Source organism: Mesorhizobium sp. M0051 (assembly GCF_040323235.1).
GTDB lineage: Bacteria > Pseudomonadota > Alphaproteobacteria > Rhizobiales > Rhizobiaceae > Mesorhizobium.
Window position 1 is genome coordinate 105,442 of record NZ_JAMYUT010000015.1, and the last position, 19,031, is coordinate 124,472.

Below are 19,031 nucleotides of genomic sequence, written 5' to 3' on the forward strand. Positions count from 1 at the left end.
TCCTCGAAAAATCAAAACCCACGAAAATCAAAACCGATATGGACTGAAGGGGGCCAGATCGATCGGCGGAGTCTGCCCCAGGACGAGTTCCCGGATCAACCGTCCGGTGGCTGCTGCCTGGGTCAAGCCGAGATGGCCGTGGCCGAAAGCATAAATCACCGACCGGTTTCCCGATGCATGACCGATGACGGGCACTGAATCCGGCAGCGAGGGGCGGAATCCCATCCATTCGCACCCGCCTGAGGGATCGAGCCCCGGCAGGAATTTCTGCGCCTTCTGCAGCAACGCCTTCGACCTGTTGTAGTTGGGAGGTCGCTCGATGCCGCCGAGTTCGACGGCGCCGCCGACGCGCAGCCCCGTTTCGAGCGGCGTGATGACGAAGCCATGTCCGGAGAAGATCAGCATCCGCTTCACGTCGAAGGCGCTCGTCGGCAGCGTCGTGTTGTAGCCGCGCTCGGTTTCAAGCGGAATGCGATCGCCGAGTTGCCTCGCCAGCAGATGCGACCAGGCGCCGGCGGCGATGACAAGATGCCTGGCTTGCCTGGTCGTGCCGTCGGCCAATGTCAGCGCGGCACCTTCCGGATTGGTCGCAACGCGCTCGATCCGAGCGATCTCAAAGCGGGCGCCCTTGGTTTGTGCATAGGCCCACACCGCTTTTCCGAGCAGTTTCGGGTCGGCGACCGTCTTCCATCCCGGCACGAAAGTGCCCTTGACGAAGCGCGGTGAAAGCCCCGGCTGCAAGGCGGCGAGTTCCTCGCGCCCGACATGGCTAAAGCCGATGCCGAAGCGCTCGCGCGTCGCCCAGCCGGGCAACCCGGCCTGAAACTCGGCCTCGCTTTCGTAGAGTTCGAGCGAACCGTCCTCGCGCAGCATCCCTCGCGTGCCGGAGCGATCGAGCAGGCCCATCCATTCCGCTTCGGCGAGCTTCATCATGCCCGCCTGAGCGGCAAGGCTAGCCTCGTATTTCCCCGGCGCACCGGCACGCCAGAAGCGGATCAGCCAAGGCAGAAGTTTCGGCAGATAGGCGGGCGGAATGCTGAGCGGGCCGAGCGGATCGGCCAGCCATTTCGGCAGCTGCCGCATCATGCTCTTATGCGCCAGCGGCAGTACGTCGGAGAAGGCGAAGGCAGCGGCGTTGCCTGAGCTCGTCTCCTCGCAAATGCCGGTCCGATCGAAGATCGTGACCTTGCGCCCCGCCTCGGCCAGAGCCGCGGCGGCGCAGACACCGATGATGCCGCCACCGACGATGGCGACGTCTTCCGCTTCTCCCTGTTCAAAGGGCGAAGGTGCCCGAAGGGCGGATGAGGGTAGGCGCCCCGTTTCCGGCGACTTGGAATTTCCTTGCACGTAGGTGCTGCCCTTCATCTGGCTGCCGCCATCTTTGCCCCGTGGACGGCAGGGCTGTTCGGGAGAAGAAAGCCTCAGAACTGCGGCAGTGTCGGCCGAACCGCCAATGCGTCCTTGACGATCTTCTCGACTGCCTTGCGGCGCTCGCCCGACAGCGGCTGTCGCGGCATGCGCACGCGATCATTGCTGTTGATCGCGAACACTTCGGCAAGCTTGATGTTCTGCACCAGATAGGTCGATACGTCGAGATCGAGCAGCGGCCGGAACCAGCGGTAGATGGCGAGTGCCTCTTCGCGGCGGCCCTGCTTCATCAATTGGTAGATGGCGACTGTCTCGCGGGGGAACGCGGTGACCAGTCCGGCCACCCAGCCGATGGCGCCGACCGACAACGCCTCGAAGGCCAGATTGTCGACCCCGGTAAACAGGTCGTAGCGAGTGCCCAGGCGATTGATGATCTCGGTAGAGCGGCGGATATCGTCGGAGGACTCCTTGATGGCGACGAAGCGCTTGTCCGACGCCAGCTCCTCCATTTGGTCGACAGTGACATCGACCCGATAGGCAAGCCGGTTGGAGTAGATCATGACCGGCAGGTCGCCGGCCTCGGCTACGGCACGAAGTGCGGCGACGGTCTCTTCTGCATTCGTGTGGTAGATCGGGCTCGGCACCACCATAAGCCCGTTGGCGCCTTCTTTCGCGGCACGCCTAGCTATGCTGGCGGCCTCGCGGGTTCCAGCCTCGTTGACGGTCAGCAACACCGGCTTCTTGCCCGCAACTTTCTGCGCGGTCTTCAGCACCTCGATCTTTTCGTCAGGCGACAGCATCGGTCCTTCGCCGAGCGATCCGCAGACGATGATGCCGTCGCAGCCGGCCTCCATCTGCAGGTTGAAGCAGCGCTCCATCTCGGCATGATCGAGACGATCATCCGTGGTGAATTTGGTCGTGACGGCGGGGAAAACTCCGGTCCACATGATTATGTCTCCATCTGATATATCAGCCATATATCTGTCAGGAAACCGCCTGTCAATACGGATTTCGCTATGATATATTCTAGATATATCAGGAGGCGGCCTGTCCATGGAAGCGAGCACCACAACCGAGCCGGCGGCTGCCAAGGCCTATCATACACTCGAGCATATGATCGTCACGCTCGAGCTGGCCCCCGCAAGCTTCGTCACCGAGGGCACCCTGATCGAAAGGCTCGGGCTCGGCCGCACGCCGGTGCGCGAGGCGATCCAGCGGCTGGCCTGGGAAGGATTGCTCGACGTGCGCCCGCGCGCCGGCATCGCGATCGCTCCACTACATCCCGGCGACTGGCTGCGCGTGCTCGATGCGCGCCGCGGCGTCGAGGTGGTCCTGGCCCGCTCGGCCGCCCGCTTTGTCAGCCGCGAAGCTGCCGATCTGTTTCACGAGGCAGCCCTCGCCATGCAAAAGGCAGTGATCGCGGGCAACGTGCTTGCCTTCATCCAGGCCGACAAGGCGCTCGACGATGCGCTGGCGCTGGCCGCCGATAACCCGTTCGCTGCCCGCCTGGCCGCACCCTTGCAGACCCACAGCCGCCGTTTCTGGTTCCGCTACAAGGCCGACACCGGTCTTGCTGAATCCGCTGAACATCATGTCGCACTGATCCGCTCGATCCTCGACGGTGACGAAGAGGCCGCGGCCGAGGATGCCAAACGGCTGATGGCGCTGCTGCGCGGTCATGCCGAGGCCGCGGCGACACGGTAAAACAATCGAACCGCCCGGTTGGCTTAGGTGCCCGGCAAATTGGCGGTGATCGTTGGGCTGTCCCAGCCTTCGCCTATGGACAGGATGCAGCTCTGGCCCTTTGTATCGGACGCCAGAACTGTCCAGCTGCCTTGCTCGGAAACAAAAATCTCGAGAACCACGCTAGGATTGATGAGGCCGCGTCCTGCTTCGACTTCGTGGAACTTCTCGCCGAGCGCCTTGATCAGATCAACTCGCGATGCGCATTGTCCAGCAGCACTAGCGTGCGGGGCAACGGCTGGTATCGCAAGCGACGCCAAGATCATCGTCGCCACAAGACTTCGTGTCATCTGACACCTCCTCGCGCCAGACGGGGACCCCGGCTGCCACCGGCGCTGTTGATTGGCCTGCAATCGACGCAGGAATACAAGCTAAGGCGGATGGCGCCCGCTTGGTTCCATCACATTAGCGATTTTGCGGACAAGGCCGCGGCCAGAATGCAGAAAGACCCGGCCGCCTCGGCCGGGCCTTCGATGCCGGATATGCCGCGCCCCCGCGGCTTAGGCGAGGGCGCACAAGCGGAAAATCGTCCGGCTAGTTCATGGTCGGGATGACGAATTCGGCACCATCCTTGATGCCTGACGGCCAGCGCGAGGTCACTGTCTTGGTCTTGGTGTAGAAGCGGAACGCGTCCGGCCCGTGCTGGTTGAGGTCGCCGAAGGAAGATGCCTTCCAGCCGCCGAACGTGTAGTAGGCGATCGGCACCGGGATCGGCACGTTAATGCCGACCATGCCGACCTGGACCCGCGAGGCGAAGTCGCGCGCGGCATCGCCGTCACGGGTGAAGATGGCGACGCCATTGCCCATCTCGTGGTCGTTGGCGAGCTTGATCGCGCTTTCATAGGTCGGCGCGCGCACCACCGAGAGCACCGGCCCAAAAATCTCTTCCTTGTAGATGCGCATATCGGCGGTCACGTTGTCGAACAGGCAGCCGCCCATATAGTAGCCGTCTTCATAGCCCTGCATGGAGAAGCCGCGGCCGTCGACGACCAGCTTGGCGCCTTCCTTGACGCCGGTGTCGACATAGCCCTTGACGCGTTCCAGTGCCTGCGCCGTTACCAGCGGGCCGAAATCTGCGGAAGAGTCGGTCGAAGGACCGACTTTCAGGCTCTCTACGCGCGGAACGAGCTTTTCCATCAGCCGGTTGGCGGTGTCGTTGCCGACCGGTACGGCCACCGATATCGCCATGCAGCGTTCGCCGGCCGAGCCATAGCCGGCGCCGATCAGCGCATCCACAGTCTGGTCCATGTCGGCATCAGGCATGATGATCATGTGGTTCTTGGCGCCGCCGAAGCACTGCACGCGCTTGCCCGCGGCGGTGCCGCGCGAATAGATGTAATGGGCGATCGGCGTCGAGCCAACAAAGCCGATGGCCTTGATATCGGGATCGTCGAGGATGGCGTCGACGACATCCTTGTCGCCATTGACGACGTTGAGAATGCCCGCCGGCAGGCCGGCTTCGAGGAACAGCTCGGCAATACGCATCGGCACGCCCGGGTCCCGCTCCGACGGCTTCAGGATGAAAGCGTTGCCGCAGGCGATGGCCGGCGCGATCTTCCACAACGGGATCATTGCCGGGAAGTTGAACGGCGTGATGCCGGCGACGACGCCGAGCGGCTGGCGCATCGAATAGACGTCGATGCCGGGACCGGCACCGTCAGTGAATTCGCCCTTCATCATGTGCGGCGCGCCGATGCAGACCTCGACCACTTCGAGGCCGCGTTGGATGTCGCCCTTGGCGTCGGCGATCGTCTTGCCGTGCTCGCGCGCCAGGATGTCGGCCAGTTCGTCATAGTCGCGGGCAACGAGTTCGAGGAACTTCATCAGCACGCGCACGCGGCGCTGCGGGTTGGTCGCTGCCCATTTCGGCTGTGCAGCCTTGGCATTCTCGACAGCCGCGCGCAATTCCGCCTGCGAAGCCAGTGCCACCGTGCCGCGCACGGAGCCGTCCATCGGCTGCATCACATCCTGCTTGCGGCCGCTGGTCCCGGCGATATGCTTGCCGCCGATGAAATGACCGTAGTCGATCATGATCTCTCTCCCTTTGTTTGTGATGGCCCATTGTCCGCCTTTGCAGCGGCGATGGCAACGCGAGGGAGAACGCAACCGTTGTGCGGAAAATAGATAGCGATTGACGGGCGAGCATCAATTCCCGCAAATGGCGGGATGCAATTGCTGCTGTACGGATTAAGAGATTGAACTGGGATGACGTTCGCATCTTCCTGGCCGTGGCGCGCGCCGGCCAGATCCTTGGCGCGGCCAAACGGCTGGAGCTCAACCACGCCACTGTCTCGCGCCGCATCGCTGCGCTCGAGGATGCTTTGCGGACAAAACTGTTTCGCCGCTTGACCACCGGTAGTGAGTTGACGCCGGCCGGCGAGCGCTTTCTCGACATTGCCGAGCGTATGGAGGGCGACATGATCGCCGCGCGCTCAACGGTTGCCGGCGAAGGCGACGACGTTTCCGGCACGGTGCGCATCGGCGCGCCCGACGGCTTTGGCGTTGCCTTCCTGGCCAAGTGCCTCGGCGAATTGACCGCGCTGCACCGCGAACTGACGATCCAGCTTGTGCCGGTGCCGCGTTCCTTCTCGCTGTCGCGCCGCGAAGCCGATATCGCGATCACCGTCGAGCGGCCGACCGAAGGCCGGCTGGTGGCGGGGAAGCTGGTCGACTATTCGCTCGGGCTGTTTGCCTCGCGCGATTATGTGCAAGTGCATGGTTTGCCCAAAACCGCCGCCGAACTCGGCCAACACACCCTCATCGGCTATGTGCCGGACCTCATCGTCAGCCCCTCGCTCGACTACGCGGCCGAGTTCAGCGCCGACTGGCGCACCAGCTTCGCCATTTCCTCCGCACTTGGCCAGGCCGAGGCGGTGCGGTCGGGCGCCGGCATCGGCATCCTGCACACCTTCGTCGCCCGCTCGATGCCGGAACTGGTGCCGGTCGATGCGGTGGCACCCATCCGTCGCGCCTACTGGCTGGTCTATCACGAATCGGTCAGGCCGCTGCGCCGCGTCCAGATCGTTGCCAGCTTCATCACCAAGGCAGTGGAGCGGGAGAGAAGCCTGTTCACCTGATTTCGCAAAACCGATAGAGCAAATCCGCCATCTAGGGCAGGTCGAGCATGAACGAATTCACCACACGCCCAACATTGTCTGCGAATTGCGCCCATTCGGCGAAGACTGGGTCCGGCAGTCGTTGATCTTCTATCGCAGATAACGCTCCTGCGCGAGGTCGCGGACATCGATGTCCGGCACTCGACTCGAGATGATGTCGGCCAGCACCTTGCCCGAGCCGCAGGCCATGGTCCAGCCGAGCGTGCCGTGGCCGGTGTTGAGATAGAGATTGGACAGCTCGGTGCGGCCGATCAGCGGCGGACCGTCCGGCGTCATCGGCCGCAGCCCGCACCAGAAGGTCGCGTCCCGCATCGCGCCGGCGCCCGGAAAGAGATCGCCGACCGAGTGCTCCAGAGTGCGGCGCCGCGATTCATGTAGCCTGAGGTCGAAGCCGGAAATCTCCGCCGTACCGCCAACCCTAATGCGGTTCCCGAGGCGGGTGATCGCCACCTTGTAGGTCTCGTCCATCACCGTCGACACCGGTGCCGCGGCGGCATCCTTGATCGGCACGGTGATGGAATAGCCCTTGACGGGATAGACCGGGATCGGCCGTTTCACCCGGCGCATGAACCCTGCCGAATAACTGCCCAGCGCCATCACATAGGCGTCGGCGGATTTCCAGCCCTTGCTGGTGCTGAGATTGGCGATGCGGTTTCGGCTGCGGATGACACGCCAGATCGTCACGTCGTATTCGAACTTGACTCCGCGCGCCACACAGAGTTCGGCCAGCCTATCGGTGAACATCTTGCAGTCGCCGGTCTCGTCGTGCGGCAGCCTGAGGCCGCCGACGAACTTTTCGCGGACCCCGGCCAGGCCAGGCTCGGCCGCGATGCAGCCGTCCTGGTCGAGGATCTCGTAAGGCACACCATATTTCTTCAGCACCTCGACATCGCCGCCGGTGCCGTCGAGCTGTTTTTGCGTGCGAAACAGCTGCAGCGTGCCCTGGGTCCGCTCGTCATAGGCGATGCCGGTCGCTTCGCGCAGCGCCTTCAGCGTGTCGCGGCTGTATTCGGCCAGCGGCACCATGCGCGCCTTGTTGATCGCATAGCGCTCGGCCGTGCAGTTGCGCAGCATCTTGATCAGCCATGTCCACATATGCGGATCGAAGGCTGGCCGCACCACCAGCGGGCCATGCTTCATCAGCAGCCATTTGATCGCCTTCAGCGGAACGCCGGGTCCGGCCCAGGGCGAGGCATAGCCTGGCGATATCTCGCCGGCATTTGCAAAGCTGGTTTCCAGCGCCGGGCCTTTCTGACGATCGAGAACCGTCACCTCGTGGCCGGCTTCGGCGAGATAATACGCAGTGGTTACCCCGATGACGCCACCGCCCAGCACCATGATCTTCATCGTACAACACTCCACGGCGACGCCCAAACCGGTGCCATCTTCTGTCTGCCGGATTCTCTGGCGCCCGCCAAGAGGCTACGCGCCAGGGATTAGCTATTGAGATATCGCCGATGAAAGCGAGGGCCGAGGCTGGTCAGGATTTCGTAGCCGATGGTGCCGGCATGGCCGGCAGCGTCATCGACGCTTTGCGAGGGACCGAGCAGTTCGACGAGATCACCCTCGCGTAGCCTGCCGGACGGCAGAGCGGAGATGTCGAGAATGATCGAATCCATCGACACCCGTCCGAGGAAAGGCAGGCGCACGCCCTCGAACCAGGCCGCGGACGCCGCGCGCCGGTGCCAGCCATCGGCATAGCCCAGCGAGATCGTCGCGGCGGCGAGCGGAGCCGTCGTTTGGAACATGTGGCCGTAGCCGATACCGACGCCGGCCTCCAGCAGGCGTGTCTGGACGACCTTGGCCTCCAGCCGCACCACCGGCAGCATTGGGTTCGGCCTGGCCGGTGTCGGATTGATGCCGTAGAGCGCGGCACCAGGGCGCGCGAGATCATAGTGGAAGCGTTGTCCCAGGAAGATGCCGGACGAATTGGTGAGCGAGGCCGGCGCCTTCGGCAACAGTGCGCGCAGCCGCTCGAATGCCAGCCGCTGTCGCTCATTGGCCGGCTGCTCCGGCTCGTCGGCGCAGGCCAGATGGCTCATCACGAAACGGATGTCGATGCCGTCGAAGGCATGCGGATCGGCGGCAACGTGCTCCACATCCCCGGGCGCCATGCCAAGCCGCGACATGCCGCTGTCGACCTGGATCGCGGCCGGGAGTTTTCGGCCGGCGCGGCGAGCCGCCGCACGCCAGGCCGCCAATTGCCCCACGCTGTTGACGACGGCGCTAAGCTCTGCCGCCACGGCGTCTGCCTCGGCTCCGGGCGGAATTCCGTTCAGCACGAAAATGGCAGGGCCCGGCCCAATTGAGCGGCGCAAGGCGACGCCTTCCCCCAGAAGCGCGACGAAGAAGGTGTCGCAGCCTTCGCGCAGCAGCGCCGCCGCGACCTGGCTCGCGCCTACGCCGTAGCCGTCAGCCTTGAGCACACCGGCACAGCCAACATTGCCCAATCGCGCTTTCAGCCGCCGGTAGTTTTCACGGATCGCGACGAGATCGATGGTGAGGACAGCCCCAGCCGCCGCTTCGCTTATGGCGGTGACCTCTTGGGGCAGCGACCTTTGGGGGGCGTCGTTCATGGCATTCAACCCAGCTCCCTACTCCCTACTCTTGCACCAGATGCCGGAACGCCGCCACCACGTCCTCATAGACATGGCGCTTGAACGGCACGATCAGGTCGGGCAGCTCCCGCATCGGCCGCCATGCCCATTTGTCGAATTCGGCGGTATGGCCGCCCGGTGGTGGGTTTATCTGGATCTCGCTGGTATCGCCATGGAAGCGGAAGGCGAACCATTTCTGCGTCTGCCCGCGATATCGGCCCTTGAAGGCAATGCCGACGAGATGGTTCGGCAAATCATAGTTGATCCAGTCCGGCGCCTCTGCCAGCAGCGAGACGCTGCGCATGCCGGTCTCCTCATAGAGCTCGCGCTCGGCCGCCTGCAACGGCTCCTCGCCCTTGTCGATGCCGCCTTGCGGCATCTGCCAAAGCTGCGTCGTGCCGGCAAATTCGCTGTCCGGTTCCGCAATGCGGTGCCCGACCCAGACCAGGCCTTCGGCATTGAGGACCATCAGCCCGACGCAGGGACGATACGGCAGCGTTTCGCGGTCGATTGTTTCTGTCTTTGCCATCAATCAGTCTTTCGGTCGTCGTCCACGCAGGACGTCGCTAGCCTTTTTGCGGGTCAATCGCCACCGCTGAAATCGGCACGATCTCGATGCCGCGCTTCTTGGCCTCGATGACCCAGGACGACACCGTGTCGACCGTCATGTCGAAGGCCGAGCCGATGCCAACGGCAGTGCCTTTGGCCCGCGCGGTCGCTTCGAGACTGTCCAGTTTCTTCAGGATTTCGCCGCGATCTTGCACCGCATCGATCGCCATGTCGCCGGAGACGAAGGGTACGCCGTCCTTCAACGCCAGGTCGGGTGCCAGGCTGCGCACCGACGAACCGTCATCGATATAGGCGAGGCCGCGTTTGCCGAGCTCGGCCATGAACGGCTCCATCGCCGCCGCATCGGCGGAGAAGCGCGCGCCCATGTAGTTCATGACGCCGGTGTAGTTGGTCGTCCGCGACAGCGCCCAGTGCAGGTTCTTCAAATTCTCATCCGCGCTTGCCGCCACCGTCAGCGTGTTGCGGCCGGGATTGATGTTGGGATAGTCGAACGGTTCGAGCGGCACCTGCATGACGATCTCGTGGCCGCTTTGCCGGGCCGCCTGCATCCAGCGGCCGATGCTGTTGCCTTGCGGCGCGAAGGCCAGCGTGACTTCAGCCGGCAGCTTGGCGATGGCCGCCTGGGTGCCTGTCTGCGACACCGCGAGCCCGCCGATGACGATCGCCACCCGCGCGCCGCGCCCGCCCGACCAGGGTCTCGCATAGACGTCGAACGGGCGTCGGCCATCGGTGGAGCGCACAGGCAAAGGCCCGGTTTCGCTGGCTTCGATCAGGGCCTTGTCAGGAATATGTGCGATCTTCAGGTTCTGGCCGATGGTCGACGGGTCGTGAATGACGATCGCCGCCTTGGGCGGGCCATCGCCCTCTTCCGTCTGAACATGGATGATCTGCGGCCCGCCTGTCTTTGCCGGCGTGTCCGGCTTTGGCGTCGCCACCGGGGCCAGTGCGGCCGGCACGGCAGCGGGTTCGGCCGCCTTGGCTACTTTCGGCGTCGAAGCGGCAACCTCTTGCGGCCTTCGAAACGGCTTTTCTCTGAGCGCGATCGCGCCGGACACGCCGACCACAGCCAGCATGGCCAAGGCCGCCAAGACCGTGCCGCCGCTGACCCTGCCGGCGGCGCGCGGCGACCGGGCAGCCTGTCCGAGCGGGCGTTCGATGTCCTTGCCTATGTCAGCCAAGCCTAATCCCCGGGCGCATGGCTTCGAAGACGAAACCGTTTCGAAAAGACATGCGCGAATTCATAATCCTGGCGCACCCCTGTCGCCGTGTTGGGGCTTTGCCTTGCCCCCGAATCAAACTGCCGGAACCTTTCGGTCCCGGCAGCATCGCATTGCTTCCATCGGGCAGCCAGACCTGTTGTCGGCAGCACCGCTTACTGGTTGAGAACGGCCTTCTGCGGATTGGGCGGGAAGGACGGATCGGTCTTCTGGCCGCGCAGCAGCTGCTCGGCATAGATGAGCTGCAGATCGTCCTTCGGATCCGGCGGCACATAGGCGGCCGAGCCCGAACCGGTCTTGCTCTCGTCGGCGCCCTTGATATGGCCCTTGAGGTCGGATTCGCCGCGCGTCAGGTCCCTGCCCTGCAGTTCCGGCGGCAGCGGCTGATCGACCTTGATGTCGGGCGTGATGCCCTTGCCTTGGATCGATTTGCCGGACGGCGTGTAATAGAGCGCCGTCGTCAGCCTGAGTGCGCCATTCTCGCCGAGCGGAATGATCGTCTGCACCGAACCCTTGCCGAAGGACTGCGTGCCGACCACCGTGACACGGCGCAGGTCCTGCAACGCACCAGCGACGATTTCCGACGCGCTTGCCGAACCGCCATTGACCAGAACGATCATCGGCTTGCCGTTGATGTCGTCGACCTGCTTGGGCTTGGCGTCGAAGCGGGTGACGTCCTTGGGATCGCGACCGCGCGTCGAGACGATCTCGCCACGGTTGAGGAAAGCATCGGACACGCTCACCGCCTGGTCGAGCAGACCACCCGGATTGAGGCGGAGATCGAGAACGTAACCCTTGAGCTTGTTGTCCGGCACCTGCTTCTTGATCGTGTCGATAGCGTTCTCGAGGTCGTCATACGTCTTTTCGGTGAAGGAGGTGATCTTCATGTAGCCGATGTCATTTTCGACCCGGAACTTGACCGCCTTGACCTTGATGATGTCGCGCACGACCGTCAGTTCGATCGGCTTGTCGGCGCCCTGGCGCAGGATGGTGAGCTTGATCGGCGTGTTGACCAGGCCGCGCATCTTGTCGACTGCGTCGTTGAGGGTCAGACCGCGAACCTCTTCGCCGTCGATCTTGGCAATATAGTCGCCGGCCAGCACGCCTGCCTTGGCGGCCGGTGTGTCGTCGATCGGCGTGATCACCTTGACCAGATCGTTCTCCATGGTGACCTCGATGCCGAGGCCGCCGAACTCGCCCTTGGTCTGGACGCGCATATCCTGCGCCTGCTCGGCGTTCATGTAGGAGGAGTGCGGGTCAAGCGAGGCGAGCATGCCGTTAATGGCGTTCTCGACCAGCGACTTATCGTCGGGTGGCGTCACATACTGCGCCCGCACCCGCTCGAAGATATCGCCGAAGATCGCCAATTGCTTGTAGGTCTCCGACCCTGCAGCGTTCGCCGCCGAGCCGGGCGTACCGTAAACAAGGCTCATCGCGGACGCGCCCATCAGCGCACCGGCAAACAGAAGCGACAGTTTCCGCATTATTCACGTCCTTCCAGATAAACGGTCCGCCCACCAAGGGGCCGGATCGACGGGTTTTCCATCCTTGCGAAACTCAACATAGAGCTCCGGCGTGGCATTTCCATTCTTCGAAACCGAGGTGCTCGCCGCCCTGGCCTCTCCCATCGCGCCGACCGGCTCTCCTGCGAGCACTGATTGACCGGTCGCGACGCTGATTCTGCTCATCCCCGCCAAAACGACATGATAGCCGTCGCCTGCGTTAAGGATCAAGAGTTGACCATAAGAGCGAAACGGCCCCGCATAAAGCACATTTCCATCCGCCGGCGCGGTAACGATGGCTCCCGATTGTGTCGCAACCATGTCGCCAAGCATCATCGCGCCGTCACCGTCATCGGTGCCGAATCGCCTTTGGATACGGCCGGTCACCGGCAGCGCGATCTGTCCCTGCAACGCTGAAAAAGGCGCCGCGGCGGCAAGCCGGTTGCCTTCCGGCACCGGCAGCGACGCCGGTTCCGCCGGCGTTGACGTCTTGTCGGCGTCCGCCGCCTTCTGCTCGGCGGCCTTTGCCGCATCGGCAGCCTTGCGGGTCTTGTCGGCCTGCTGCGCTTCGAGCGACGCGATCAATTCCTTCAAGCTGCCGGCCTTGGCCGCCAGCGCCTCGGATCGCTGCTTTTCAGCCGCCATTTGCGTTTGCGTGTCGGCTTCGAGCTTCTGCTTGGCTTCCAGCAGCATGCCAAGTCGCTTCTTTTCCGCCACCTGGTCGCCGACCGCCGCCGTCAGCCGCGCTCGCTCCGCCTCGATCGAAGCCGTGACCTTCGTCTGCTCCTTGAGATCGGCCAACAGGCCATCGGTCTGCTGACGCAGTTCCGGCACCACGGCACCGAGCAGGATGGCGCTGCGCACCGACGACAGCGCGTCCTCCGGCTTGACCAGGATCGCCGGCGGTGGGTTCAGCCCCATGCGCTGCAGGGCGCCCAGCACTTCGGCCAGCACGTCGCGCCGGGACGCAAGCGAGACGCGGATCTTTTGCTCCTGACCCTTCAGCCCTTCCAGCCTTGCGCCGATGTCCTCTATGTCCTGGCCGAGCTTCTGCTCGGTCATCGCCGACTGGATCAGGGCTGCCGTGATCGAAGCGTGATCCTTCTTGATGGTCGCGATGTCGGCGGAGAGCTTGGCCAATCGTTCCGACGACAGCGTGATCTCCTTCGATACCCGTTCGTATTCGGCGCGGCTCTGGTCAGGATCGGGAGCCATGTCGAGCGTGTTCTCGGCCAGCCCCGCATGCAGCGACAGGACAAGCGCCGCCGCCGCGATGCCGCAGCGCGCGCGCCATGAGCCCGTTTTCGATTTCCAGCCTTCAGACATTCGGTGTCGACTCTATCTGCGGCTTCGTTAACGAACCATCAACCATGTTTGAAAGGCCCGTTTCCAAATGCATGCCGCCCAAAGTGGTCAGGTCCCGGAATGCGACATGCATAATACCAAAAGCCAGTCTTGCACCGGCATTGGGGCGGAAATCCGGGTGAGTCGCGCAATTCACCGGTTTACGAGCGATGATACGGATGTCCCGAAAGGATGGTTGCCACCCTATAAAGCTGCTCTCCCAGCATCACCCGCACCAATTGATGCGGCCAGGTCAGCAATCCGAACGACATCACCAATTCGGCCTGATCGCGCAGCGACTGGTCGTGGCCGTCGGCGCCGCCAATGGCGATGATCAGCGCCTTGCGGCCACCGTCACGCAGCAGGCCGAGGCGGCCGGCGAAATCTTCCGAGGAAAAGCTCTTGCCGCGTTCGTCGAGCAGGATCAGTGCGGTGCCGGGCTGCAACTGCGTCTGCAGCTTTTGGCCTTCCTCGCGCCGCCGCTCGTTGGCGGTCTGACCGCGACCTTCGGCGATCTCGGCAATGCCGGCGAATTCAAGTCCCACCGCCGGGCCGCTCTTGGCGAAGCGCTCGAAATAGCGGTCGGCGAGCAGCTTCTCGGGGCCGGCTTTCATCCGGCCCACGGCATGAACTGATATCTTCATCCTTGCCCCTATAAGCCGCTGATGCATGCGATGACATGCATCAAAACAAAGACGGCTTAGTGGAGGGTCTCTTCCTCGAGATCCGGCGCCTGCCACATCTTTTCAAGATTGTAGAATTCGCGGACCTCGGGGCGGAAGACATGAACGATGATGTCGCCCGAATCGATCAGGACCCAGTCGGCACCTGCCAAACCCTCGACGCGCGCCATGCCGAGCCCGGCATCCTTGAGCGCTTTGAGAAGATGATCGGCGACAGCCGAGACATGACGGTGCGATCGACCCGAAGCGACGACCATGTAGTCGCCCAGACTCGATTTTCCCTGGATGTCGATGGAGACAATGTTTTCCGCCTTGGAGTCTTCCAGACTGGCAAGGACTGTCTTGATGGCACGGGACACGGCGTCGTCTACGCTGATCCTGGCCGGCGAAGGCATGATATCGGCCTTCTTCCGCAGTGCTGTTCTCAGTGTATTTCCTTTCGCAGCAAGAACAACCAAATCACCCTTAAAAGCAGGTGACGCCACTTAGATAGGCAGAGTTCCCTTACAGTTTCAAGACGCGACCTGCCTGGCACGAACGTATTCTCGGTCCTGTGGTTCCGCCGCACGCCGGAAAAGATCGGAACCCTCGCTTCCCGCACGGGTTATCGGCTGACCGACCAACCGGATTTTCAACATGCCGATCGACCCGCAAAACACACTTGCCGCCGTCCAGGCCGGCCTCGCGCAACTGAGCACGCTGATCGTTTCATACTCATTCTCGGCCATCGGCGCCGTCATCCTTTTGGTTGTCGGCTACATCATCGCCGGGCTTGCCGAACGTTCGATCTTCGCCGGCCTCGGCCATATCCATGGCTTCGACCAAACGCTGCGGCATTTCTTCTCCAAGATCGTCCGCTATGCCATCCTGATCCTCGTCACCATCATGGTGCTTGGCCAATTCGGCGTGCAGACGGCGTCGATCATCGCCGCCATCGGCGCCATCGGCCTGGCCATCGGCCTGGCGTTGCAAGGCACGCTGCAGAACATCGCCGCCGGCATCATGCTTCTGGCGCTGCGGCCATTCCGCATCGGCGAATCCGTCGAGGTCGGTTCGATTGCCGGCACGATCGAGGAGATCGGCCTGTTCGCGACCAAGCTCAGGACCGCCGAAGGGGTCTATATCCTGGCGCCCAATTCGACGCTGTGGAATCAGCCGGTGCGCAACTTCACCCGCAATGGTGTGCGTCGCAGCGACATCACACTCTCCATCGGCTCCTGGAACGACATCGACCGCGCCCAGAAGACCTTGCTCGCCATTGCCGGCTCCGATCGGCGGGTGAAACGTGAGCCGGCGCCGATCGCTTTCGTCGCGACATTGGGCGACAGCACCGTGTCGATTGCCTTGCGCTACTGGACATCTTCGGCGGACTTCTTCGCCACCCAGACCGACCTCACCAAGCGTGCCAAGCAGCAATTCGATTCGGAAGGCATATCGATTCCGCGGCCGCCACCGGAAGCGCCGGCGCCGGAGGCCCGCCGGCAATGATCGGCTAGCCGTTGCGCCGATCCCGCACGTCATGCCTACTCAGGATTGCCCATGAAACGGGCAAAGGGAGCGATAAGAGCGACATGACAGGGTAAGCGACTCACCCCTTCGCCAGCTTGCGGATCGCGCTCGACGATAGCGACGAACGCGGGCCGTGAATGAAGGTCCAGGCCGGCGCCTTCATGCGAGCAAGCCTCGGCGCATCCCCTTCGTCGACGCGGGCGTAGTCGAAGGTCTTGGCGACGACAGACGACAGGAATGACAGCGTCGCGCCCGGGCGGTCGATGACGGCGATCGGGAAGGTCATGACGATCTCGCGCCAGCGCTGCCAGCGATGGAAATCGCGCAAACTATCCGCACCCATGATCCAGACGAAGTCGACGCCGGGATTGCGCGCCTTGACCAGCGCCAGCGCGTCGGCGGTGTAGCGCACATGATGCGCCGCCTCGAAAGCGGTGACCTTGATCTTGGGGTTCTTGGCGATCTGCTCGGACAGTTGCAGCCGTTCGCTGAGCGGCGCCAGCTCGCCTGTGCTCTTCAGCGGGTTGCCGGGCGTCACCATCCACCAGAGTTGGTCGAGCGCCAGGCGCCGGAGCGCGATTTCGGCGACCAGAGCATGGCCTGCATGCGGCGGATTGAACGAGCCGCCGAACAGGCCGACGGCCAGCCCTTTCTCGGCATGCGGCATTTTGAGATAGTGGGAGGGGATTGCGGGTGGGGAAGGAGATAGCATTGCGCTAGGCGCCCCCCTCTGTCCTGCCGGACACCTCCCCCTCGTGGGGGGAGGTTGGTAGCTTCATTGGCAGTGCGAATTCTGCATCGACGGCGACTAGCGAAGCGAGAAATGTCAGCCAATCTCCCCCCTTGAGGGGGAGATGTCCGGCAGGACAGAGGGGGGTAGACGCGCGCAACCGCCTCAAGCTCTATCGATGAAAGACGTCACGGCCTCACCTGTCCGGACCCGCGCACGCGGTATTTGAACGAAGTCAGCTGCTCGACGCCGACCGGTCCGCGCGCGTGCATCTTGCCGGTGGCGATACCGATCTCGGCGCCCATGCCGAACTCGCCGCCGTCGGCGAACTGTGTCGAGGCGTTGTGCAGCAGGATCGCCGAATCGATCTCGTTGAAGAACCGCTCTACCGCCTGCGCATCCTCGGCGACGATCGCCTCGGTGTGATGTGAGGAGAACGTCTCGATGTGTTCGACCGCACCACCGACACCGTCGACTAGCTTCACCGCGATGATGGCGTCGAGATACTCGGTCACCCAGTCGAGGTCAGTGGCAGGCTTGGCATCGGAAAATATCTTCAGCACTTCGGCATCGGCATGGATTTCGCAGCCGGCGGCGCGAAGTGCGTCGAGGATCGGTACCAGATGCGTGGAGGCAACCGCGCGGTCGATCAGCAGCGTTTCGGCGGCGCCGCAGACACCGGTGCGTCGCATCTTGGCGTTGACGGCGATCTGCACCGCCATGTCAAGCTTGGCGGAGCGGTCGATGTAGAGATGACAGATGCCTTCGAGATGGGCGAAGACCGGCACCCGGGCCTCGGTCTGCACCCGCCCAACAAGGCTTTTTCCACCGCGCGGAATGATGACGTCGAGCGTACCGTCGAGGCCTTTCAGCATCTCGCCTACGGCGGCCCGATCGGTGGTCGGCACCAGTTGGATGGCGTCTTCCGGCAAGCCGGCTTTCCTCAGCCCTTCGACCAGGCAGGCATGGATGGCGGCCGACGAATTGAGCGAATCCGAGCCGCCGCGCAGGATCACCGGATTGCCGGCCTTGAGACACAGCGCACCGGCATCCGCCGTGACGTTCGGCCGGCTCTCGTAGATGACGCCGATGACGCCGAGCGGCGTGCGCACGCGCTCGATATGCAGGCCGTTCGGCCGGTCCCATTGCGCGACCACGTCGCCGACCGGATCGCGCAGCGCAGCGATCTCCCTGATGCCTTCTGCCATGGCTAGAATGCGCGCCGGATTGAGCTTCAGCCGGTCCATGAAGGAGCCGGAAAGCCCGGATTCCCGACCATTCGAGACGTCGATGGCGTTGGCGTCGAGGATGTCCTGCTGACGAGCGACGATCGCATCGGCCATGGCGAGGAGTGCGGCGTTCTTGGCGGCGGTCGTGGCAATCGCCAGCGGTCGGGCGGCAGCGCGGGCGCGGCGGCCGATATCGGCCATCAGCGCGACGGTGTCATCCCCGGATTTTTCATGCAGCTTCAGCATGCTCATCCTCCGCTTACATCGCCACCGGCCAGCACTTGGTTACTGGCTCCTACTTGGTCGCTTGAATGGCTCACCACAAGGTCGTCTCGATGGATCATCGCGGACCGCGCCTCGTAGCCGAGCACGGTCTCGATCTCGGCCGTCTTCAGGCCTGCGATCCTTACGGCATCGCCGGCATCATAGGCAACCAGCCCGCGCGCGATCTCGCGGCCTTCGGGAGACAGGATCGCCACCGTGTCGCCGCGCGAGAAATTGCCGCTGACCAGCTTGACGCCGGCCGGCAGCAGCGACTTGCCCGACAGAAGCGCGCCAATGGCGCCGGCATCGACCGTCAGCCGGCCGGCCGGTTCGAGCTGGCCGGCGATCCAGGTCTTGTAGCCCTTGACCGGGTTGCTGCTCGGCCGGAAGAAGGTGGCGCGCTCGCCACGCTCGATCGCCATCAGCGGCGACAGCCGCGTGCCCGACGTGATGATCATTGCCGTGCCGGCGGCGGTGGCGATCTTGCCGGCATCGAGCTTCGTCCGCATGCCGCCGCGCGACAATTCGGAAGCAGCGGCACCCGCCATCGCCTCGATATCAGGCGTGATCCGGTCGACCACCGGAATGAACTTTGCATGGGGATCGCGCGCCGGAGGCGCCGTATAGAGCCCGTCAATGTCGGAAAGCAGCACCAAAAGATCGGCGCCCATCATGGTGGCGACGCGAGCCGCCAGCCGGTCATTGTCGCCGTAGCGGATTTCCGAGGTGGCCACCGTGTCGTTCTCGTTTATGACCGGCACCGCCTTCATCTTGAGCAGCGTCGAGATCGTCGCCCGCGCGTTGAGATACCGGCGGCGTTCCTCGGTGTCGCCGAGCGTCAGCAGGATCTGGCCCGATTTCAGGCTGCCCTTGCCAAGCGCATCCGACCAGGCGCCGGCCAGAGCGATCTGCCCCACCGCTGCCGCGGCCTGGCTTTCCTCGAGCTTCAGGGCACGTTTGCCGAGGCCAAGGATGGTGCGGCCAAGTGCGATGGCGCCGGAGGAAACGACGAGGATTTCTGCGCCGCCTTGGGCCAGCAAGGCAATATCGTCGGCGAGCGAGGCCAGCCAGTCGCGCTTCAGGCCCATCGTACGGTCGACGAGCAGCGCCGAGCCGATCTTGACGGTGATGCGCCGATATTTTTTCAGCGACTGCATGA

The 19,031-nt window shown here is 63.6% G+C and carries 18 protein-coding genes; 3 read left to right on the forward strand and 15 right to left on the reverse strand.

Annotated elements, in window-relative coordinates; all coding sequences use genetic code 11:
• Window positions 1-27: 27 nt before the first annotated feature.
• Together NKJ90_RS17385 and NKJ90_RS17390 are read right to left on the reverse strand one after the other, a co-directional pair.
• Window positions 28-1,365, reverse strand: a complete 1,338-nt coding sequence (locus NKJ90_RS17385; protein ID WP_031259973.1) for an NAD(P)/FAD-dependent oxidoreductase — start codon at window positions 1,363-1,365, stop codon at window positions 28-30.
• Between the two features lie 56 nt (window positions 1,366-1,421).
• Window positions 1,422-2,315 carry a dihydrodipicolinate synthase family protein gene (locus NKJ90_RS17390; RefSeq protein WP_023758596.1) on the reverse strand — a complete coding sequence of 298 codons (894 nt, stop codon included), beginning with the start codon at window positions 2,313-2,315 and terminating at the stop codon, window positions 1,422-1,424.
• A gap of 106 nt (window positions 2,316-2,421) precedes the next feature.
• On the opposite strand from NKJ90_RS17390, the gene NKJ90_RS17395 reads away from it, so the two are divergent.
• Window positions 2,422-3,072, forward strand: a complete 651-nt coding sequence (locus NKJ90_RS17395) for a GntR family transcriptional regulator (protein WP_031259971.1) — start codon at window positions 2,422-2,424, stop codon at window positions 3,070-3,072.
• A gap of 23 nt (window positions 3,073-3,095) precedes the next feature.
• On the opposite strand, the gene NKJ90_RS17400 is transcribed toward NKJ90_RS17395, so the two are convergent.
• Window positions 3,096-3,401: a hypothetical protein gene (locus NKJ90_RS17400; RefSeq protein ID WP_023758594.1), complete on the reverse strand. Its 306-nt coding sequence runs from the start codon at window positions 3,399-3,401 to the stop codon at window positions 3,096-3,098.
• Between the two features lie 244 nt (window positions 3,402-3,645).
• The gene (locus NKJ90_RS17405; RefSeq protein ID WP_023758593.1) at window positions 3,646-5,142 is read right to left on the reverse strand and encodes a CoA-acylating methylmalonate-semialdehyde dehydrogenase; all 1,497 of its coding nucleotides are present in this window, start codon (window positions 5,140-5,142) and stop codon (window positions 3,646-3,648) included.
• 164 nt (window positions 5,143-5,306) lie between these two features.
• Here NKJ90_RS17405 and NKJ90_RS17410 point away from each other — a divergent pair, with 164 nt between their 5' ends.
• Complete coding sequence (locus tag NKJ90_RS17410; protein WP_023758592.1) at window positions 5,307-6,188, forward strand: LysR family transcriptional regulator; 882 nt, start codon at window positions 5,307-5,309, stop codon at window positions 6,186-6,188.
• Between the two features lie 129 nt (window positions 6,189-6,317).
• Here NKJ90_RS17410 and NKJ90_RS17415 read toward each other — a convergent pair whose 3' ends face one another.
• The 8 genes from NKJ90_RS17415 to rsfS form a co-directional block, all read right to left on the reverse strand.
• Window positions 6,318-7,574, reverse strand: a complete 1,257-nt coding sequence (locus NKJ90_RS17415; RefSeq protein ID WP_023758591.1) for a D-amino acid dehydrogenase — start codon at window positions 7,572-7,574, stop codon at window positions 6,318-6,320.
• Window positions 7,575-7,663: 89 nt separating this feature from the next.
• On the reverse strand, window positions 7,664-8,803 hold the full coding sequence (gene alr, locus NKJ90_RS17420; RefSeq protein ID WP_023758590.1) for an alanine racemase: 1,140 nt from the start codon (window positions 8,801-8,803) through the stop codon (window positions 7,664-7,666).
• A gap of 25 nt (window positions 8,804-8,828) precedes the next feature.
• A complete protein-coding gene (locus tag NKJ90_RS17425) occupies window positions 8,829-9,353 on the reverse strand; it encodes an RNA pyrophosphohydrolase (protein ID WP_023758589.1) in 525 nt (174 codons plus the stop codon).
• 37 nt (window positions 9,354-9,390) lie between these two features.
• The gene (locus NKJ90_RS17430; protein WP_023758588.1) at window positions 9,391-10,572 is read right to left on the reverse strand and encodes a divergent polysaccharide deacetylase family protein; all 1,182 of its coding nucleotides are present in this window, start codon (window positions 10,570-10,572) and stop codon (window positions 9,391-9,393) included.
• A gap of 194 nt (window positions 10,573-10,766) precedes the next feature.
• Complete coding sequence (locus NKJ90_RS17435; protein WP_023758587.1) at window positions 10,767-12,098, reverse strand: S41 family peptidase; 1,332 nt, start codon at window positions 12,096-12,098, stop codon at window positions 10,767-10,769.
• Entirely contained in the window at window positions 12,099-13,439 is a 1,341-nt protein-coding gene (locus tag NKJ90_RS17440) for a murein hydrolase activator EnvC family protein (RefSeq protein ID WP_023758586.1), read from the reverse strand.
• A gap of 179 nt (window positions 13,440-13,618) precedes the next feature.
• Window positions 13,619-14,101: a 23S rRNA (pseudouridine(1915)-N(3))-methyltransferase RlmH gene (rlmH, locus tag NKJ90_RS17445; protein WP_023758585.1), complete on the reverse strand. Its 483-nt coding sequence runs from the start codon at window positions 14,099-14,101 to the stop codon at window positions 13,619-13,621.
• Between the two features lie 56 nt (window positions 14,102-14,157).
• A complete protein-coding gene (gene rsfS, locus NKJ90_RS17450; RefSeq protein WP_023758584.1) occupies window positions 14,158-14,535 on the reverse strand; it encodes a ribosome silencing factor in 378 nt (125 codons plus the stop codon).
• A 241-nt stretch (window positions 14,536-14,776) separates the two neighbouring features.
• Here rsfS and NKJ90_RS17455 point away from each other — a divergent pair, with 241 nt between their 5' ends.
• Window positions 14,777-15,628: a mechanosensitive ion channel family protein gene (locus NKJ90_RS17455; protein WP_023758583.1), complete on the forward strand. Its 852-nt coding sequence runs from the start codon at window positions 14,777-14,779 to the stop codon at window positions 15,626-15,628.
• 100 nt (window positions 15,629-15,728) lie between these two features.
• Here NKJ90_RS17455 and NKJ90_RS17460 read toward each other — a convergent pair whose 3' ends face one another.
• The 3 genes from NKJ90_RS17460 to proB form a co-directional block, all read right to left on the reverse strand.
• Window positions 15,729-16,316 (reverse strand): nicotinate-nucleotide adenylyltransferase, encoded by a 588-nt coding sequence (locus NKJ90_RS17460; protein WP_031259969.1) that lies wholly within the window; start codon window positions 16,314-16,316, stop codon window positions 15,729-15,731.
• Between the two features lie 251 nt (window positions 16,317-16,567).
• Complete coding sequence (locus NKJ90_RS17465; RefSeq protein ID WP_023758581.1) at window positions 16,568-17,854, reverse strand: glutamate-5-semialdehyde dehydrogenase; 1,287 nt, start codon at window positions 17,852-17,854, stop codon at window positions 16,568-16,570.
• A 2-nt stretch (window positions 17,855-17,856) separates the two neighbouring features.
• Window positions 17,857-19,029: a glutamate 5-kinase gene (gene proB, locus NKJ90_RS17470; RefSeq protein WP_023758580.1), complete on the reverse strand. Its 1,173-nt coding sequence runs from the start codon at window positions 19,027-19,029 to the stop codon at window positions 17,857-17,859.
• Window positions 19,030-19,031 lie beyond the last annotated feature (2 nt).